The sequence below is a fragment of the Curtobacterium sp. MMLR14_002 genome (assembly GCF_001864975.1).
In the GTDB taxonomy this organism is placed as follows: Bacteria; Actinomycetota; Actinomycetes; order Actinomycetales; family Microbacteriaceae; genus Curtobacterium; species Curtobacterium flaccumfaciens.
The window spans coordinates 51607-68011 of the sequence record NZ_MJGT01000072.1 but is presented as its reverse complement, the minus strand read 5'-3'; the positions used below and the strand labels follow the sequence as shown (position 1 = coordinate 68011).

The 16405-nt window shown below is 68.1% G+C and carries 16 protein-coding genes; 2 read left to right on the top strand and 14 right to left on the bottom strand.

All coding sequences use genetic code 11. The annotated features are described in order from the left end of the window. Positions 1-26: 26 nt before the first annotated feature. From BIU91_RS13745 to BIU91_RS13700, 10 genes are all read right to left on the bottom strand, one after another. Complete coding sequence (locus BIU91_RS13745) at positions 27-1070, bottom strand: glycoside hydrolase family 172 protein (RefSeq protein WP_253183763.1); 1044 nt, start codon at positions 1068-1070, stop codon at positions 27-29. 116 nt (positions 1071-1186) lie between these two features. Continuing rightward, positions 1187-2092 (bottom strand): carbohydrate ABC transporter permease, encoded by a 906-nt coding sequence (locus tag BIU91_RS13740; RefSeq protein ID WP_084741279.1) that lies wholly within the window; start codon positions 2090-2092, stop codon positions 1187-1189. After that, on the bottom strand, positions 2092-3054 hold the full coding sequence (locus BIU91_RS13735) for a sugar ABC transporter permease (RefSeq protein ID WP_253183762.1): 963 nt from the start codon (positions 3052-3054) through the stop codon (positions 2092-2094). Before BIU91_RS13735 ends, BIU91_RS13740 begins: the two co-directional genes overlap by 1 nt. Positions 3055-3108: 54 nt before the next feature. Beyond that, positions 3109-4428 carry an extracellular solute-binding protein gene (locus BIU91_RS13730; RefSeq protein ID WP_071405906.1) on the bottom strand — a complete coding sequence of 440 codons (1320 nt, stop codon included), beginning with the start codon at positions 4426-4428 and terminating at the stop codon, positions 3109-3111. Positions 4429-4555: 127 nt separating this feature from the next. After that, a complete protein-coding gene (locus BIU91_RS13725) occupies positions 4556-5590 on the bottom strand; it encodes a LacI family DNA-binding transcriptional regulator (protein WP_253183761.1) in 1035 nt (344 codons plus the stop codon). Between the two features lie 193 nt (positions 5591-5783). Further along, the gene (locus BIU91_RS13720; RefSeq protein ID WP_071405905.1) at positions 5784-6707 is read right to left on the bottom strand and encodes an ROK family protein; all 924 of its coding nucleotides are present in this window, start codon (positions 6705-6707) and stop codon (positions 5784-5786) included. After that, positions 6704-7753: an SIS domain-containing protein gene (locus BIU91_RS13715; RefSeq protein ID WP_071405904.1), complete on the bottom strand. Its 1050-nt coding sequence runs from the start codon at positions 7751-7753 to the stop codon at positions 6704-6706. Before BIU91_RS13715 ends, BIU91_RS13720 begins: the two co-directional genes overlap by 4 nt. 92 nt (positions 7754-7845) lie before the next feature. Next, positions 7846-8664, bottom strand: a complete 819-nt coding sequence (locus BIU91_RS13710) for a DeoR/GlpR family DNA-binding transcription regulator (RefSeq protein ID WP_139178808.1) — start codon at positions 8662-8664, stop codon at positions 7846-7848. Continuing rightward, on the bottom strand, positions 8661-10073 hold the full coding sequence (locus tag BIU91_RS13705; protein ID WP_071405903.1) for a sugar porter family MFS transporter: 1413 nt from the start codon (positions 10071-10073) through the stop codon (positions 8661-8663). Before BIU91_RS13705 ends, BIU91_RS13710 begins: the two co-directional genes overlap by 4 nt. A gap of 153 nt (positions 10074-10226) precedes the next feature. Continuing rightward, on the bottom strand, positions 10227-11210 hold the full coding sequence (locus tag BIU91_RS13700) for a LysR family transcriptional regulator (RefSeq protein WP_071405902.1): 984 nt from the start codon (positions 11208-11210) through the stop codon (positions 10227-10229). A 119-nt stretch (positions 11211-11329) separates the two neighbouring features. Here BIU91_RS13700 and BIU91_RS13695 point away from each other — a divergent pair, with 119 nt between their 5' ends. Both BIU91_RS13695 and BIU91_RS13690 read left to right on the top strand, forming a co-directional pair. Then, on the top strand, positions 11330-12286 hold the full coding sequence (locus BIU91_RS13695; protein WP_071405901.1) for a putative oxygenase MesX: 957 nt from the start codon (positions 11330-11332) through the stop codon (positions 12284-12286). A 37-nt stretch (positions 12287-12323) separates the two neighbouring features. Then, on the top strand, positions 12324-13373 hold the full coding sequence (locus BIU91_RS13690; protein ID WP_071405900.1) for a methionine synthase: 1050 nt from the start codon (positions 12324-12326) through the stop codon (positions 13371-13373). A gap of 138 nt (positions 13374-13511) precedes the next feature. Here BIU91_RS13690 and BIU91_RS13685 read toward each other — a convergent pair whose 3' ends face one another. The 4 genes from BIU91_RS13685 to BIU91_RS18585 are packed head-to-tail and all read right to left on the bottom strand — an operon-like array spanning position 13512 to position 16360. After that, a complete protein-coding gene (locus tag BIU91_RS13685) occupies positions 13512-13964 on the bottom strand; it encodes a DUF1648 domain-containing protein (protein WP_071405899.1) in 453 nt (150 codons plus the stop codon). Then, positions 13964-14812 carry a serine hydrolase domain-containing protein gene (locus tag BIU91_RS13680; protein ID WP_084741277.1) on the bottom strand — a complete coding sequence of 283 codons (849 nt, stop codon included), beginning with the start codon at positions 14810-14812 and terminating at the stop codon, positions 13964-13966. The genes BIU91_RS13685 and BIU91_RS13680 overlap by 1 nt, the downstream gene beginning before the upstream one ends. Then, entirely contained in the window at positions 14793-15776 is a 984-nt protein-coding gene (locus tag BIU91_RS13675) for an HTTM domain-containing protein (protein WP_084741276.1), read from the bottom strand. The genes BIU91_RS13680 and BIU91_RS13675 overlap by 20 nt, the downstream gene beginning before the upstream one ends. Continuing rightward, the gene (locus BIU91_RS18585; RefSeq protein ID WP_139196728.1) at positions 15761-16360 is read right to left on the bottom strand and encodes a DUF5819 family protein; all 600 of its coding nucleotides are present in this window, start codon (positions 16358-16360) and stop codon (positions 15761-15763) included. The genes BIU91_RS13675 and BIU91_RS18585 overlap by 16 nt, the downstream gene beginning before the upstream one ends. Positions 16361-16405 lie beyond the last annotated feature (45 nt).

Below are 16405 nucleotides of genomic sequence, written 5' to 3'. Positions count from 1 at the left end.
GCCCCGCGCCTCCAGGCCGACAGCGGTCACCTCGGGACGCGCGCCGCTGCGTCCGGCAGCTGCGGGAACGACGTGTGCGGCTCGGTCTGGTACCAGTAGGCGACCGTGCTGATGTCGTCCGACCGTTCGAACAGCCCGTGGTCCCATGTGCCGATCTGCTGCACGGTGACGCGGAGGTCCTGCTCGAACCAGATCGGGTCGGGGAGGTGCCAGCGGTACAGGGCGTGCATCGGTGCGACCGCGTGGATGAACTCCGAGGCTCCGGTGGTGTCGCGGCTGCTGCAGAAGGGGTACCCGAAGTACGGGGCACTGAACGTGAGCGGGATCGGTTCCGGATCGGCTCGGAGAGCGTCCTGGAACGCCCACGCGCCACCGGCGTAGTCCTCGAGCCCGGTGGTGCACAGTGACGGCAGGTCGCCGTCCCCGTCGACGAAGAACTTCACCTCGCCCTCGCCCCACCAGAACCGGCTGAGGGACGCGAGCGCGACGTAGGTGCCGACGTACCGGCCCCGACCCTGCACACCGTCGAGGATCACGTGGTCCTCACCGAGCGCGGTGGACGCGTTCGAGCGGCGCCACTGGGCGTGGAAGTACGGGGTTTCCTCGGGCACGTCGTCGCCAGTCGTCAAGTCCACCTGGAAGAAGACGTGCTCGAGGTCGGCACCGTGCTCGCTCGTCAGGGAGAGCCGTGCGTGCTTCCGGAACGGCATCGGGAAGTAGCTGTTCATCCCGCCGGTCGGAGCCACCGTGATCGGTTCCGACGTCACGAGCGCCCGGGTCGCGAAGCCGTTGCAGAAGAAGTCGCCGAGGGGCACCTCGACCGAGGGGTCGTCCTCGTCGTCCCAGAAGGCCCGCAGCACCAGGTCACGGAGCACGAACGGCCCCGCCTCGGTCCGGTCGGTGACCGTGATCCAGATGTGCCGTACGACGCCGGGGCCGTCGATGTCGAGCAGATCGATCGTGCCACCAGCCGGCACGCTTCCCCACGCCCTGCCCTTCCGCCCCGGGCCCAGCGCCGAGGACGCCGACGCAGCCGCTCCGAAGGCGCCGGTGGGGTTCTCGGCGTTCACGGTCCTGGATCGCACTCCGACAGGCGGGGCGAGTTCGGTCAAGGTGGGGAGCATGGAGCCTCCGGGGTTCGTTTCGGTGGTGGTGGGTGCTACGCCGCGGCCGGTCCGGAGCCCGGTCACTTGACCGCGCCGACGGTGACACCGCGGCTGAGGGTGCGCTGGAAGACGAGGAAGAAGACCAAGGTCGGCAGCAGGGAGAGCAGGGACCCCGCGTTCAGCGCGGTCAGGTTGATGCTGTTCTGGCCCTGCAGGGTGGCGAGGGCGATCGGGATCGTCTGTGCGGACTGGTCGCTCAGCAGGACCAGAGGGATGTAGAACTCGTTCCACGTCCAGACGAAGAAGAAGACGACGAGGACGGACAGCGTCGGGCGGAGGACGGGGAACACCACGGACCAGAGGATCCGGAACCGGCCTGCGCCGTCCAGGGCCGCGGCTTCGAGGAGCGACTGCGGGATCGTGCTCATGACACTCGACAGCAGGTAGGTGCCGAAGGCTGCTTGCAGCACCGTGAACACGATGACGACGCTCCAGATCGTGTTGAAGAGCCCGGTGGCCTGCGCCCCGTAGAAGAGCGGGTAGATCAGGGACTCCTGCGGGAGCATCGTGGCGAGCAGGAACACGGCGAGCAACCAGGAGCGTCCGCGGATGCGCCCGATGCCGATCGCGTAGGACGTCACGAGGGCGAGTGCGGTGCCGAGGACGGCGACGAGCCCCGAGATGACGACGGAGTTCACGAGCGCCCGCGGGTAGTCGACGAGCGCGAGGTACTGCTGGAACGCCTCGATGCTGAAGTGCTCCGGCAGCGCGAGCGGACCGTGCGCCGAGTAGTCGGCACCCGTCTTGAACGCGTTCAGCACGAGCAGCAGCAGCGGCGCGAGCATGAGCAGCGCGAACACGACAGCGATCGCGAGGACCACCCACCGTGTGGCGCCACGGCGCTTCCGGCGTTGCGGAGGGCGAGGCGCCCGGGTCGGCAGGGTGGTGGTCGCATCGGTGACGGACTCGGTGGCGAGACTGCTCATCAGGCGTCCTTCCCTTCGGTGTCGCGGCGCTGCAGCCACATGAGGACCCCGGCGATGACGAAGATGACGATCGACATGACGGTGGCGATGGCGGACCCGTACCCGACCTTCGACAGCTCGAAGAAGTTCCGGTAGGAGTAGTAGGACGGCACGACGGTGGACCCCTCGGGTCCGCCGCCGGTGAGGATGAGGATCGGCGCGAACACCTTCAGCGCACCGACCGTCGCCGTGATCACCACGACGAAGATCTCCGGACGGATCTGCGGGAGCGTGATCGCGGTGAACCGTCGCCACCACCCGGCGCCGTCCAGGGAGGCTGCCTCGTAGAGCTCCGGGTCGACGCGTTGCAGCGCCGCCATGAACACCACGACGGGGTACCCGATCTGCAACCACACCAGCACGAGCATCACGGCGTAGATCGCGATGTCGGGGTTGCCGAGCCAATCCGGCGGGCTCGTGTCACCGACCGCGGCGAGCACACTGTTCAGCAGTCCGTTCTGGGTCGCGAGCACCCAGCTCCAGACGAACCCGGCGACCGCGATCGGCAGGATCTGCGGCAGGTAGTACAGGGCGCGCAGCGTGGCGGCGACCTTCGGCCCGAACTCGCGCCCCAGGTGGTCGAAGAGCATCGCGGCGAGCACCAGCCCGATGAGGGTCGGCACCACGACGATGCCGACGATCATGAACACCGAGTTCTTGAAAGCCAGCCAGAACTGTGCGTCGGTGAGCAGGTCGGCGTAGTTGCCGAGGCCGTACCAGCGCATGGGGGCGAGTCCGCCCTTCCACTGGAACATGCTGTACCAGATGTTCATGCCGAAGGGCACGAGCACGATGGCGAGGGTCCCGACGATCATCGGGACGAGGTACCACCAGTACGAGTGCTGGCGGGAGGATCGTGGGCCGGTGCGGCCGGCATTGGCCGCCCCTGGCGCTCGTCGAGCAGCTTGCGTGGTCGTGGTCATCACGTCTCCTTGCGGTGGGACGGACACGGTCGCGCCCGTCCCACCGGATCGAGGTCAGCCCTGGTCGACGGTCTTCTTGCCGTCGTCGTAGAAGGCCTGGAGTTTGTCGAGGTACTGGTCCGCGGTCTCGTTCCCGTTGGACATCGCCGACATGTTGTTCTGGATGAAGTCGAGGAAGCCGGGGACCGGGTAGTCCGGATAGAAGGCGAGGGTGTCGTCCTGCACGACCTCGTCGAAGCGCTTGGTGTACGCCTTCGTGACCGGATCAGAGATTGCGTCCGAGTCTCCCGCGAGCGGCAGGCCACCGAGGTCGCCGATCTTGTCCTGAACCTTCGAGCTGAGCGTGGTGTTGATCCAGTCGTAGGCGAGGTCCTTGTTGGCGGCCTTCGCGGGCACGCCCCACAGGTGACCGGACGAACCCATCGAGAGGTTCGCGCCGGGCAAGGTGAAGGAGCCCCACGGGAACGAGGACTGGTCCTTCACCCGGGCGAAGACACCGTTGTTCCAGATGAGCATCCCGGTCTTCCCGCTCAGGAAGTTGACGTTCGCCTGCTCGTAGTTGAGCCCGCCGAGGTCGTCCCCGACGTACCCCTTGTCGATCCAGTCCTGGAACTCCTCGGTGCCGGTCTTCCACGGGTCCTTCGAGAAGTCGACCTTCCCCTTCAAGAACATGAAGTCGTCGATCTGCTTCCGGTCGGCCGCAGCCGCCACCAGGGAGTACCAGATCCACATCTGGTTGAAACCCTGGTTGACCGCGGCGGACGACGAGATCGGTGTGATGCCGGCACCCTTCAGCTTCTGCAGGTCCGCCGTGAACTCCGCCATCGACGTCGGCTCGGAGGTGATCCCGGCCTGCTTGAACTTGTCCTTGTTGTAGTAGAACGTGACGTACTCGCCCACGTTCGGGATGCCGTACCAGTTGCCGCTGCCTGCCTTGCCCTGGTCGTCGTACTTGGCGAAGGACTGCATGGAACCGGTGACCTTGTCGTCCCAGCCGTTCTCCTCGACGGCGTCGTCGAGGTTCTCCAGCAGCCCCTGACTGGCGAGCTGGCCGCCGTCGGCATTGCCCTTGTTGAACTCGACGACGTCCGGCACCTTGTTGCCGCCGAGCACGAGCTTCGCGTTCTTGCGGAAGCCATCGAAGCTGGTGGTCTGGAACTTCACCGTGACGTCGGGGTGCTTCTTCTTGAAGATGTCGAGGGCGAGCTGCCATCCCTGGCCCTGCGCCGTCGTCTTGTCCTCGTACTGCAGGATCGTGAAGGTCTTGCCCTCGGCGGAACCGGCCGCGCTGCAGCCGGTGAGGGCGGCCGCGGCGAGCGCGATCGTGGTGATGGCAACGGCCCGGAGGGTCCGTCGATGCGTGTGGCGGGACATGGTGCAGCTCCTTTGCTGGGTTCGGCGGATGAGCGCATTCGGGCGCACTCGACCACCGCGACGTGATGGTGCACGTCGCGTTCGGGGGAGGAGAGAGAAGAGTCGGGTCGGGTCGGGTCGGGTCGGGTCAGGGCGGGTCGCGTGGTGGGGCGACAGACCCCCGGATCACGATCGGGCAGTGCATCCGGAAGCCGACCGCCTCGTGCTGGGCACGGGATGGCTCGTCGATCTGCGCCAGGACACGTTCGACCGCCCATTCGCCCATGGCGCGGTGCGGGAGCTGCATCGTGGTGAGCCCCGGATCGAGCGCCTCGGCGACGAACTCCTGGTTGTCGAATCCGACGATGGACAGGTCGTCGGGTATCGAGAGGCCGAGCGATCGGGCGACCTGGTAGAACCCCATCGCGATCTGGTCGCCGAAGCAGAAGACGGCAGTGGGTCGAGACGAAGCCGGCTGGTCGAGCAGCGCTCGTGCCGGCGTGATCCCGTCGGCGGTCGCCGCGTCGGCGGCGGTCACCAGCAGGTCGGGGTCGGCGGGGATGCCCGCGGCCGCCATTGCACGCAGGTACCCCTCGGTGCGCAGCGCGTCGGCGATCGGGTACGCACTGACCGTGCAGAACCCGATCCGGCGGTGCCCGGCCTGGACCAGGTGTGTGACGGCGTCGAACGCGCCGAGCTCCTCGTCCGGCACGACGAAGTCAGTACTCTGCTCGTCCGCGTCCGGTCGGCCGTCGAGCAGCACCACCGGTGTCGACACCGGTACCTGCGGGGTCTCGACCGTGCGGTGGAACGTGGCCGCGACGATGAGGCCGTCGACGTTGCGCTGCAAGAGCGACTGCACGGCTGGCGTCTGCAGGTCCTCGTTGCCGCCGGTGTCCACGAGCATGAGCACGTAGCCGTGCCGCCATGCCGCTTCCTGCGCACCGGCGAGCATCGCGCTCGAGAACGGCACCGTGGCGACGCGGTCGGACACGAGCCCGATGGTCTGCGTCTGCTTGGACTTGAGCGACCGAGCGAGCTGGTTCGGTACGTAGCCGAAGGTGCTGGCGAGCTCGCGGATGCGGCTGGCCGTCTCGCGGTTGACCCGCCCAGCGTCACGGTCGTTGAGTACCAGCGAGACCGACGACACGGACACGCCCACCTGGGCGGCGATGTCCTTCATCGTCAGCATGGTCGCCCCTTCGCGTCGATCGATCGACGCGCTTCGTCAATCGATTGATGTGACGGTAGGAGCGTCAAACGCGTTGACGCAAAACTCCGTTACCGGATCGAGACGAAGCTGCGATCCAGACCGTCCCGCGTGGCCCTCCGGACCCCCGGTCGGGTCAACCCAGGCTCGGGTCGACCCGACCGGCTCACCGCGCGGTTGCGGCGATCGTGACGGCTGCGCCGATGGCGCCAGCGTTGTCCCCGAGCGTCGCCGACCGGAGATCGACCTCGACCTCGTAGTCCTCGGAGCGCTCGAGCGCTCCGAGGAGGTCATCCCGGATGATCGGCAGACAGACTGCCGCACTGCCGCCGATCACGGTCACCCGGGGCTGCCAGAGCGAGTGCAGCGCAGCCAGGCCGCGCCCCACGGAGACTGCGTAGTCGCGGAACACCGCGTGAACGCGTTCATCCTCCTCCGCCCGCGTCATGGCCACGTCGATCAAACCGCGATCGGTGTCGACACCACCCATGGCGACGCTGAGCCGCCGCTGCAGCGTGGTGCGGGAGGCCGACTGTTCGAAGCACCCCGTGAGGCCGCAGTAGCAGCGTTCCGGGTCGCTGGTGATCGGGATGTGCCCGCCCTCCGGATGAGCTCCGTCGGCACCTCGGACGGGTTGTCCGTCGACGAGCATCGCGACGCCGACGCCCGTGCCCAGCGTCACCATCAGGAGCCGATCGGACTGACCGCCAGCCCCGGCGACGTGCTCCCCGAAGGCCGCGGCGACGGCGTCGTTGTCGATACCGACGGGCACCTGCAGCCGATCCCGCAGCTGGTCGACGACCGGGAAGCCGGTGAACCAGGGCAGGGTCGCGCCATTGTGGATGACCCCCGCGTGGACGTCGACCGGGCCGCTCGCGCCGATCCCGACGGCGGAGAGCACGGCGTCCGAGGGCACGACGCGGCCGACGAGCCGCGCGAGGCGATCGATCCGTTCCGCCTCGGAACCGGCGCCGAGCTCGGCCGTCGGGACGTCAGCAGCAGCGACCACCTCGTCACCGATGACGCCGATCGCGCGGGAGCCGGTCCCACCGAGGTCGATCCCGACCCGGCACACCGGTGCGGTGCTCACAGCGCCGCCGTCACCTTCTGGCCGAAACGGAAGCGACCGGCCACCTCACCGGTCGCCTTCGCGAACGCGAGGGTGAGCAGCTGCGTGCGGACGGACCCGACCGCGAGCCGCGCGAGGGCGCTGTCCCGGTCTGGCGTGGCGAGCAGCTGCGTGCCGTCGTAGGCACGCGGGCCGACGGTGAGGACGGTGGCGCCGGAGCGGACGAGGTCCCGGGCGAGGCCCGGCAGGAAGGGGTCGGCCTGAGCGCCGGGGCCGAACAGCACGGCGGTCAGACCGGGCCCGGCAAGCTCGTAGGGGCCGTGCCGGAACGCACCGCCGACGAACCCTTCGACGGGGACCTTGCTCGACTCCTTGGTGATGAGTGCCCCGGTGAGCGCCGTGGCCGCGTCGTCGCCGATGCCGATGTACGCGAAGCGGGCACGCGGCGCGTTCCAGGCTGCTTCGGCGAACTCGTCGGCGGCGGGCCACTCGGTGAGCAGTGCTGCGACGTCGTCCGCGATCCGGCGGACGTCCTCGTCGACGGCCGTGACCGAGGCGCCGGTCATCAGCGCGAGGGCGCGGTGCTGGACAGCGAGGGTGTTCAGGTAGCTCTTGGTGCTGACGGTGGCTTCCGGCCCGCTGTGGAGTTCGAGCACGATGTCGGCCATGCCGGCGAGCGGGCTCGTCGTGTCGTCCGTGGTGGCGATGGTGACCGCAGGCTTGTGCGCGCCGGTGAGCCGGTCGGCGAGGGCTGCGACCTCACCGCTCCGCCCGGACTGCGAGGTCGCCCACAGCAGCGTTCGGTCGGTGACACGCTCCGGGACGTCCAGGAGCTGGCCGGCGTCGAGGCGGACGACCGGCAGCCCCCGTGCGGCGAGGGCGCGCTCGATGGGCACGGACGCGTAGTCGGACGATCCCATGCCGGTGAGGATGATCCGGTCGTGGTCGCGGAGTTCGACGTCGGCGAGCGCCGCCGGGAGCGCGCTGTCGGCCTGGCGCCGGAGCGCGGCGGGCTGCTCGGCGATGTCGTCGATGTAGGAGGAGGTCTCGGCGGTGCCGTTGGACATGGTGGTTCCCTCGTGGGTTCTGGGACGGGTGGTTCGGTGTTGGGTGGTCCGCGACGCAAGCGTCCACGGGCTGGGACGGGAGTCGTCGCGCGTCAGTGGGACGCGGGGACGCAACGGAGCACGTCGCCGTAGGCGGCGCGGTCCGTTTCGGCGACGCCGTCGTCCGTGATGACGACGTCCACCTCGTCGAGCCGGCACACGGTGGCCAGCGAGCGACGGCCGAGCTTCGAGCTGTCGGCGACGACGGCGACCTTCTGGGCGGCGGCGATCATCGCCCGCTTCAGCGGCAGTTCGACGACGTTGATGTTCGTGATCCCGGCGTCGGGGTCGACGCCTTCGGCGCCCAGGAAGGCCCAGTCGACGTGGAGGCCCTCGACCGCGTGCATCGCGACCGGCCCGACCAGCGTGAACACGGTGTCGAGGAGCAGTCCTCCGGTGAGGTGTACCTGGTGCGCACGCTGGTTCCGGAGGCACATCGCGACCATCAGGTCGTTCGTGACGACGGTCAGGTCGCGGTGTGCAGCGAGTGCCATGGCCACCTGGTACGCGGTGGACCCGTTGTCGATGAGTACGGACTGACCGTCGCGGACGAGTTCGGCCGCGGCCACGCCGATCGCGGTCTTCTCGTTGAGGTGTTGCGATCGGCGCACCTCGTACGGGGTGTCGATGGTGTCAGCGGGGTCCGCGGGCAGCGCCCCGCCGTGCATGCGACGGATGAGCCCGGCGCGCTCGAGGCGCTCCATGTCGCGACGGATGGTCGACGAGTCCACGTGCAGCGCCGAGGTCAGATCGACGGCACGGACGTAGCCGGTGTCGCGGACCTGGTCGAGGATCGCCTGACGTCGCTCGGCCGGCGTCTGCGGCATCGGCGACCCCCAGGAGTGGCGTGCAGGTGCTTCGATCGTAGTCACGCGCCGACCCGCTCCTCGTCATCCGCTTCGGCCCGGACCGAACCGGTCCGGAAGTGTTCTTCGAGCTCCTCGAGCGTCTTCCCCTTCGTTTCCGGCATCCGGAGGCAGAACCCGACGAAGACGAGGCAGACGACGGCGAAGATCGACATCGTTGCGGGTGCTCCGATGGAGTCGAGGAGCGGCAGCGAGAACACCCCGATGACGAGGTTCGTCGCGAAGATCACGAAGGTCGCGGCCGCCGTCGCCTTCGCCCGGACGTGCAACGGGAAGATCTCCGAGATCACCACGTACGCGACCAAGCCAGGGCTGACCGCGTAGACCACGATGTAGACCGCCAGGCAGACGAGCGAGAGCGCCGCGGTGCTGCCGTTGACGGGGAAGGCGAGCAGCACGGCGAGGGCGCCGAGCGAGACCGTCATCCCGATCGCCCCGACGAGCAGCATCGGTCGGCGTCCGACCCGGTCGACCAGAGCCATGCCGACGCCGGTGAAGACGACGTTGACGACACCGAGGCCGACGGTCGCGAGGAGGGACGCGGAGGCACCCATCCCGATGGACTGCAGGATCTGCGGCGCGAAGTACACGATGAGGTTGATGCCGCAGCCGTTCGCGAAGAAGGCAACCAGGATCCCGATGAGGACCATCGGTCGGACCCAGCCGCGGAACAGGTCAGTCCATCGACCCCGGTGCGCCGTCGCGTCCTCACGGTTGACCGCTTCGATCTCCTCGATCTCGTGGGAGACGTCGTCGCGGCCGCGGATGCGACGGAGGACCCGGAGTGCGTCCGCCCGTCGGCCCTGCACGACGAGCCACCGCGGGGACTCCGGGATGAGCAGGACACCGAGCGCGAGGAGGATGCCGGGGATCGCAGCGAGGCCGAGCGACCAGCGCCAGGCCTCGGTGGATGCGAGCGCGGCGTTGATGCCGTAGCCGACCAGGATGCCGAGCGTCGTCAGCAGCTGGAACCCGGCGACGAGTGCGCCGCGGACCCGTGATGGCGCGAGTTCCGCGATGTAGACCGGCACCAGGACGGAGGCCGCGCCCACACCGAGGCCGACGACCACACGACCGACCATGAGCAGGCCCAGGTCCGGGGTGAGCGCGGAGATGAGGGCACCGAGGCTGAAGAGGACCCCGGAGAACAGCAGGGTCCATCGCCGTCCGTAACGGTCGGCGAGGGGGCCACCGGCGAGCGCCCCGATCGCGCCGCCGAGCGTCGATCCGCTGACGACCGCGCCCTGGAGGAAGGTACCGAGGTGGAAGTCGCCGGCGACGAAGCTGCCTGCGCCACCGGAGACGCCGATGTCGTAGCCGAAGAGGAGGCCGCCGAGGGTGCTGACCGCGATCGCGATGTACACGTAGCCCGTCATACGGTCGCGAGTGGGGGGCACTCGTGTCGTCGATGTCATGTGAGGTCGTCCTTGCCCGTTCACGTTGCGTGGGAGAGATGGGACGCTCCGAGGAGCGGCGGTACTCCCTCAGTGTTGCTGCGCGAATTCGTGCAAACAAGACCTCAAACGTGCACGTATTCGTGCACGCGCACGTCACACGCCGGAAACCGATCAGGGCGTATCGTTCCGGTGCTGCCCCGTTCTGCCGCCCGCCTCCCCGAGCGGCTCGACCCCGTAATCGACGACCACCGCCCGCAACTCGTCCAGGTAGGTCTGTGCCTGCACGGTGAGTGGAACCGAGGCGTGCGCGATCCAGCCGATCTCGATGCGTTCGTCGACGTCGAGGGGGATCGCGACGATCTCGGGGTCGAGGTCGTCGCTGATGAGCCCGGTGGAGATCGTGTACCCACCCAGGCCGATCATGAGGTTGAAGATCGTCGCCCGGTCCGAGACGCGGATCTCCCGCTTGCTCGACATCGTCGACAGGATCTCCTCGGCCAGGTAGAAGGAGTTGTTCGCACCCTGGTCGAACGTGAGCCGCGGCAGGTCCGCGAGGTCCTCGAGGGTCGCACGCTCCCGTGACGCGAGCGGGTTCCGCTTGGCCACGAAGATGTGCGGCTGTGCGACGAACAGCGGTGTGAACACGACGCCGGCGTCCCGCAGCAGCTTGCCGAGCACCTGCTTGTTGAAGTCGTTGCGGTAGAGGATGCCCACCTCGCTGCGCAGGGTGCGGACGTCCTCGATGATGTCCCAGGTGCGTGTCTCACGGAGTGAGAACTCGTACTCGTCCGCAGCCGCTGCTTCGACCATGCGGACGAAGGCCTCCACCGCGAACGAGTAGTGCTGGGCGGACACCCCGAGCAACCGACGCGACCGCTGTCCGCCGACGTAGCGCTGCTCGAGCAGGGAGACCTGCTCGACGACCTGCCGGGCGTACCCGAGGAACTCGACGCCGTCGACGGTGAGCACGACCCCTCGGGCCGATCGGGTGAACAGCGGGCGCCCGATCCGCGTCTCCAGGTCCTTCATCGCCGCGGACATCGTCGGCTGCGACACGTAGAGCAGGTCGGCCGCTGCGCTGATCGAGCCCTCCGTCGCGACCTCGATGAAGTACCGGAGCTGCTGCAGGGTGATGTCGTTCGAGACCCGGGCCATAGGCCGAGGCTATACCGGTGCATAGCGTCTCGGTATTACCTGATGACTCGGGAATCCGGCCATGATCGAGACACCCCTTCCCCAGCGCCCGCGGGCGCTCGACGAACAGATTGCCGACCATGGCGAACGACCTCACCTTCAGCATCACCCGGACCCGGTTCGACGAGGACTACTCCCCCGCCAACAGCTCCCGGCTGACCACGAACTTCGCCAACCTGGCGCGCGGCGAGCACCGTCAGCAGAACCTCCGCGCTGCGCTGGCGATGATCGACGGGCGAGCGAACGAGCTGGCCGCGGCGCACGACCGCTACCGTCTGCAGCTCGACATCGTCTCGGTGGCGCTGGAGTTCTCCGACGGTGGTTCGGACGCGGAGTTCCCGCTGCTCGAGATGCTCGACGTCACGATCGTCGACGAGCACACCGGCGAGCGCCACCAGGGGATCCTCGGCAACAACTTCTCGTCGTACCTGCGCGACTACGACTTCTCGGTGCTGCTGCCGTCGACGCCGTCACTGCCGTCCGACTTCGGCCAGCTGCACGGGGCGCTCTTCCAGCGCTTCCTGGAGTCCGACGTGTTCGGGTCGCAGTTCGGTGCCGAGCCCGTCGTCTGCATCAGCGTCTCGACGAGCCAGACCTACCGCCGCACCGGGTACGTCCACCCGGTGCTCGGCGCCGAGTACGAGCACGAGCACTCCTCGCTCACCGACGACTACTTCGGCCGGATGGGCATGCGGGTCCGGTACTTCCAGCCCGCCGGAGCGGCTGCCCCGCTCGCGTTCTACACGCGCGGCGACCTGACCGGCGACTACACGGACCTCCAGCTCATCGGCACGATCGCCACCATGGAGACCTTCCAGAAGATCTACCGCCCGGAGGTCTACGCCGCGAACACCCCGGCCGGCAGCACCTACCGCCCCACCCTCGACCACACCGACTTCACGCCCACCCCGGTGACGTACGACCGCGAGGAGCGCAGCCGCCTCGGGATCACGCAGGGCCGGTGGACCGAGGAGCACCTGGTGCGGCCGCACCACGCACTCCTCGCGCGGTGGGCTGACCCCGCCCTCGCGCGCTGACTCCCTCTGCCCCTCGACTGACTGGACCGCCACTCCCATGCGTTCTCTCCTCCCCACCTCGATCGTCGGCAGCCTGCCGAAACCGTCCTGGCTCGCCGAGCCCGAGCGGCTCTGGTCCCCCTGGGAGCTGCAGGGCGCAGCCCTGACCGAGGGCAAGCAGGACGCCCTCCGGTCCGCCGTGCACGAGCAGGAGCGCCGCGGCATCGACATCGTCAGTGACGGCGAGCAGACCCGCCAGCACTTCGTCACGACGTTCATCGAGCACCTGGACGGCGTCGACCTCGACCGCAAGGAGACCGTCCGCATCCGCGACCGGTACGACGCGGCCGTCCCGACCGTCGTCGGCGCCGTGAGCCGTCGGAAGCCGGTCTTCGTCGAGGACGCTGCGTTCCTGCGCGCTCAGACCGATCGCCCCATCAAGTGGGCACTCCCCGGCCCGATGACCATGATCGACACCCTCTCCGACCAGCACTACAAGAGCCGCGAGAAGCTGGCATGGGAGTTCTCCACGATCCTCAACCAAGAGGCACGCGAACTGCAGGATGCCGGCGTCGACATCATCCAGTTCGACGAGCCTGCCTTCACCGTCTTCCACGACGAGGTGCAGGACTGGGGCGTGGCCGCGCTCGAACGCGCAGCCGAGGGCCTGCACGCTGAGACCGCCGTGCACATCTGTTACGGCTACGGCATCGAAGCGAACAACAAGTGGAAGGAGACGCTCGGAGCGGAGTGGCGGCAGTACGAGCAGTCCTTCCCGCTGCTGCAGCAGTCCTCGATCGACATCGTGTCGCTCGAGTGCATCCACTCCCACGTTCCCCTCGAGCTCGTCGAGCTGATCCGCGGCAAGAAGGTCATGCTCGGCGCGATCGACGTCGCGACCGAGACCGTGGAGACCCCGGAGGAGGTCGCGGAGGTGCTGCGTCGGGCGCTTGAGTTCGTCGATGCAGACAAGCTCATCCCGAGTTCCAACTGCGGGATGGCTCCCCTGGCGCGGGGTGCGGCGCTGGACAAGCTCGGCGCACTGTCGGCTGGTGCGGACATCGTGCGGGCCGAGCTCGTCGGCACGGCGGTCCCGTCGGCCCACTGATCACCGCGAGACACCACGGCGGCTCCCTTCCGGAAGGAGGAGAGCCGCCGTTCGTGTTGCGTCCGCCGCGTGGGCGGCTCTCACCCCGGCCTGGAGGCGCGGCTGCGCTCCGGCTGGCAGGTCGCGCCGGCAGTGGCGTCACCTTCCACCGCCCCTCGCGGGGGAAAGCAACCAGTACGGGACGAACCCCCACACGGGCACCGAAGCGAGAAGCCACCAAGCCGTCGGACTCAACGTCGAAGACGCCAATCCCCCGATGATCAGCCAGCTCATCGCGAGCGCCGCAACGAACCCTGCGGTGACCGCACACGAGATGCGACCTCTGCGCCGGTCTTGAGCAAAAGCGGAGCCGACCGCCGCCACGAGGAACAGCGCCTGTACCGCCGCGATCAGGATCGCGGTTCCCAACGGTGTTCCGTACCCGCTCGGGCTGCCGTCCGGGCCGAACGTCGTCGCGATCCGTTCGGGTAACCGATCCCACCAGGCGCTGGTGAGCGCGACCACGATGACGACGGGGAAGGAAGCAGCGGTGGCAGCGAAGACCCCCTCTCGCTTGCGTCTGCCACGGGCGCTGGACATCAGTGCGTTCATCAGCGGTTGCATGTCTCCCGCACTTCCCGCTCGATGAGCGCCGTGGCGATCGCGTCGGCCGCGCGTGGAGCCTTCGCGAGCGTGTGCACCACCGCGGTGAGCCCTGCCGCGTTGGCGATGACCGCTCCTGCCGCTCGCACCTCTCCGTTGATCCAGGTCGATGCCCCTTCCCGCTGCCAGCTCACGGTGCGGGACTGCCCAGCTCCGGGTTCGAGCGCCCAGTCGGCGTAGCGACAGAGATCGTCGAACGTGGACCAGACGCCCCCCGCCGCCGCGAACGACGACTCCCCGAGCGCCCACGGCTTGATGGCACGACCGAAGAGCTTCGGCACCACCCGGTCTGCTGGAGCTGGCACGAGCGCCGCAGAGCTGATCCCCGCCGGGTCGAGGACGTGCTGGCGCACGGCGGCGAACCAGTCGCCGTGCACCTCGTCGAGTACCGCGCCGAGGAGGGCGTACCCCAGGTTCGAGTACTCGAACTGCCCTCGGGGTGCGACCGGCACTGCGACTACTGGTTCCAGCGGAACCCCGACGGCCTCTCGGTACGGGTCGCCGAACAGGCGGTCGCGCATCGCGGCAGGAAGCCGTGGAAGACCCGAGGTGTGGTGGACGAGGTCAGCAACGGTCATCTCGGCGTCGGGAACACCGGGGAGGTAGTGCACGACCGGTCGCTCAACCTCGAGCGTGAGCCAAGCCGTCGTGCCCACGAGCCCCTTCGTGATGCTCCCCCACTCGAGCATCGAAGCGGCGGCGTACGGCCCACGGGGCTCGCGGACGGTTCGCCAGCCGCCGGCCCTGCGAAGACTCGCGCGCCAGTGTCCGGAGCTCTCAAGCGGATTCCGCGCCACGTGTCCCTCCTTGAGAACGGGCCGAAAGGCGGGCCACTGCGCCTTCCCACAACGACCGAGCTCGGCGGTGGAGACTCACGACGTGGGCATCCACGAAGAGGAGGTCGTACGCGGCCATCACGAGGGCGAACGACGTCAGACCCATGAGCAAGGCAATCGCCAGGTGGAATGTGAGCATCGCCGTGACAGCCACAGGCCTCCCCGCGCGGAAAAAGACGAGTACGGGGAAGAACACCGATGTCAGGACAGTGGCGTAGGCACCGATCACCATCAGCCAATCGGACTGCACGAGCAACGGGGTGATCCCCGGGAGGAAGAACTCTGGGACGTTGAGGATGTAGTACAGCGCCGTGCCGTCTTGCCAGAGCTCACCCTGCACCTTGTACAACCCGGCCATGAGGTAGACCACAGTCACCTGGGTCACCAGGAGCAGGAGCCCCGTGTTGTTCAGGACCGACGCGCCCGTGCCCGCCACGCGCTTTCGACGTCCTTTGACGATCGTGAACGCCGAGTAGCACCTGGTCAGCAGGAGGAAGAGCACTGCTGTCGCGGCCAAGGCATCCCCACCGTCCATGAACGCCGGGTTCGCCATGTAGAGCGACCAGAGGAGCACGTAGTGGACAGCGAGGATGGGACGGCCAGCCACACCGAGCGTGACAAGCACCGCGACCACCAGGCCTATGTGGAAGACGACCTCGAAGTACACCGCCGAATCCGTCGCGGCGTAGAGGCTCCAGGTCCCGATACCTACCGTGTAGTCGCGGATGCCCTCGAGCCCGTAGACACCGTCCGGGCCGAAGAACGTTGATCGCCCCACGTACTGCCTGATGTAGAACGCCGTCGACACCACTCCGACGACTGCCCTGAGCAGGCTCAGTGCAGTCGTTGCACGAGGCGCGTCAACCATCCAGTCGACAATGACGCCGACTCGGGAACGGAGCGTCCGAATCACAACGGGATCCATTCGGAGTCCGTGATGCGGGGCTCTGCACGAGCTGACCTGTCGCCGCGCTTCGACCACGGCGTCAGCGGTTGGACGACGTATCGAAGCTGCACGGCGGACGGTTCTTCATCAAGATCACGCGCAGACGGGCATGGGACCCGTTGCGCCGCGTAGCGAGCCAGCACCCGCTCGGCACGTCGCTGTGCGCTGACGTCGGGAGGCACGAGGTCTTCCTTGTCTCTCGCCTCAAGCCGCTTGCTGATGTCATCCTGCGCAAAGCGCTCGACGAGTGCGTTGCTGACGATCCGGCTCTCGCGATCCGGGAAGAACCTCGACGACTGGGCCCGCGCGACGGCGGACGAAGAGATGTCGGTCCATCTTGTCGTCGTGCCTTGGCAGCGGATGCGAGCAACCACGCCGCGTTCGTCGCTGATCGGATCTGGCGCGAAGAGCTGCCAGTTCTGGGAGAGGTGCGGATTCAGCAGGGAAGCTACCGGACCAACGTCGAACTTCACCGGCGTGACCGGACCAGCCAGCACGAGCGCGCACGCGCCGAAGATTCCGGCGACTGCCACTCCAGCAGCTGCAATCAAGGTCTTTTGCATTGTTCCCCCGGAGGGAAGGGGCCCGCCGCAGCGACGAGCCCCCTC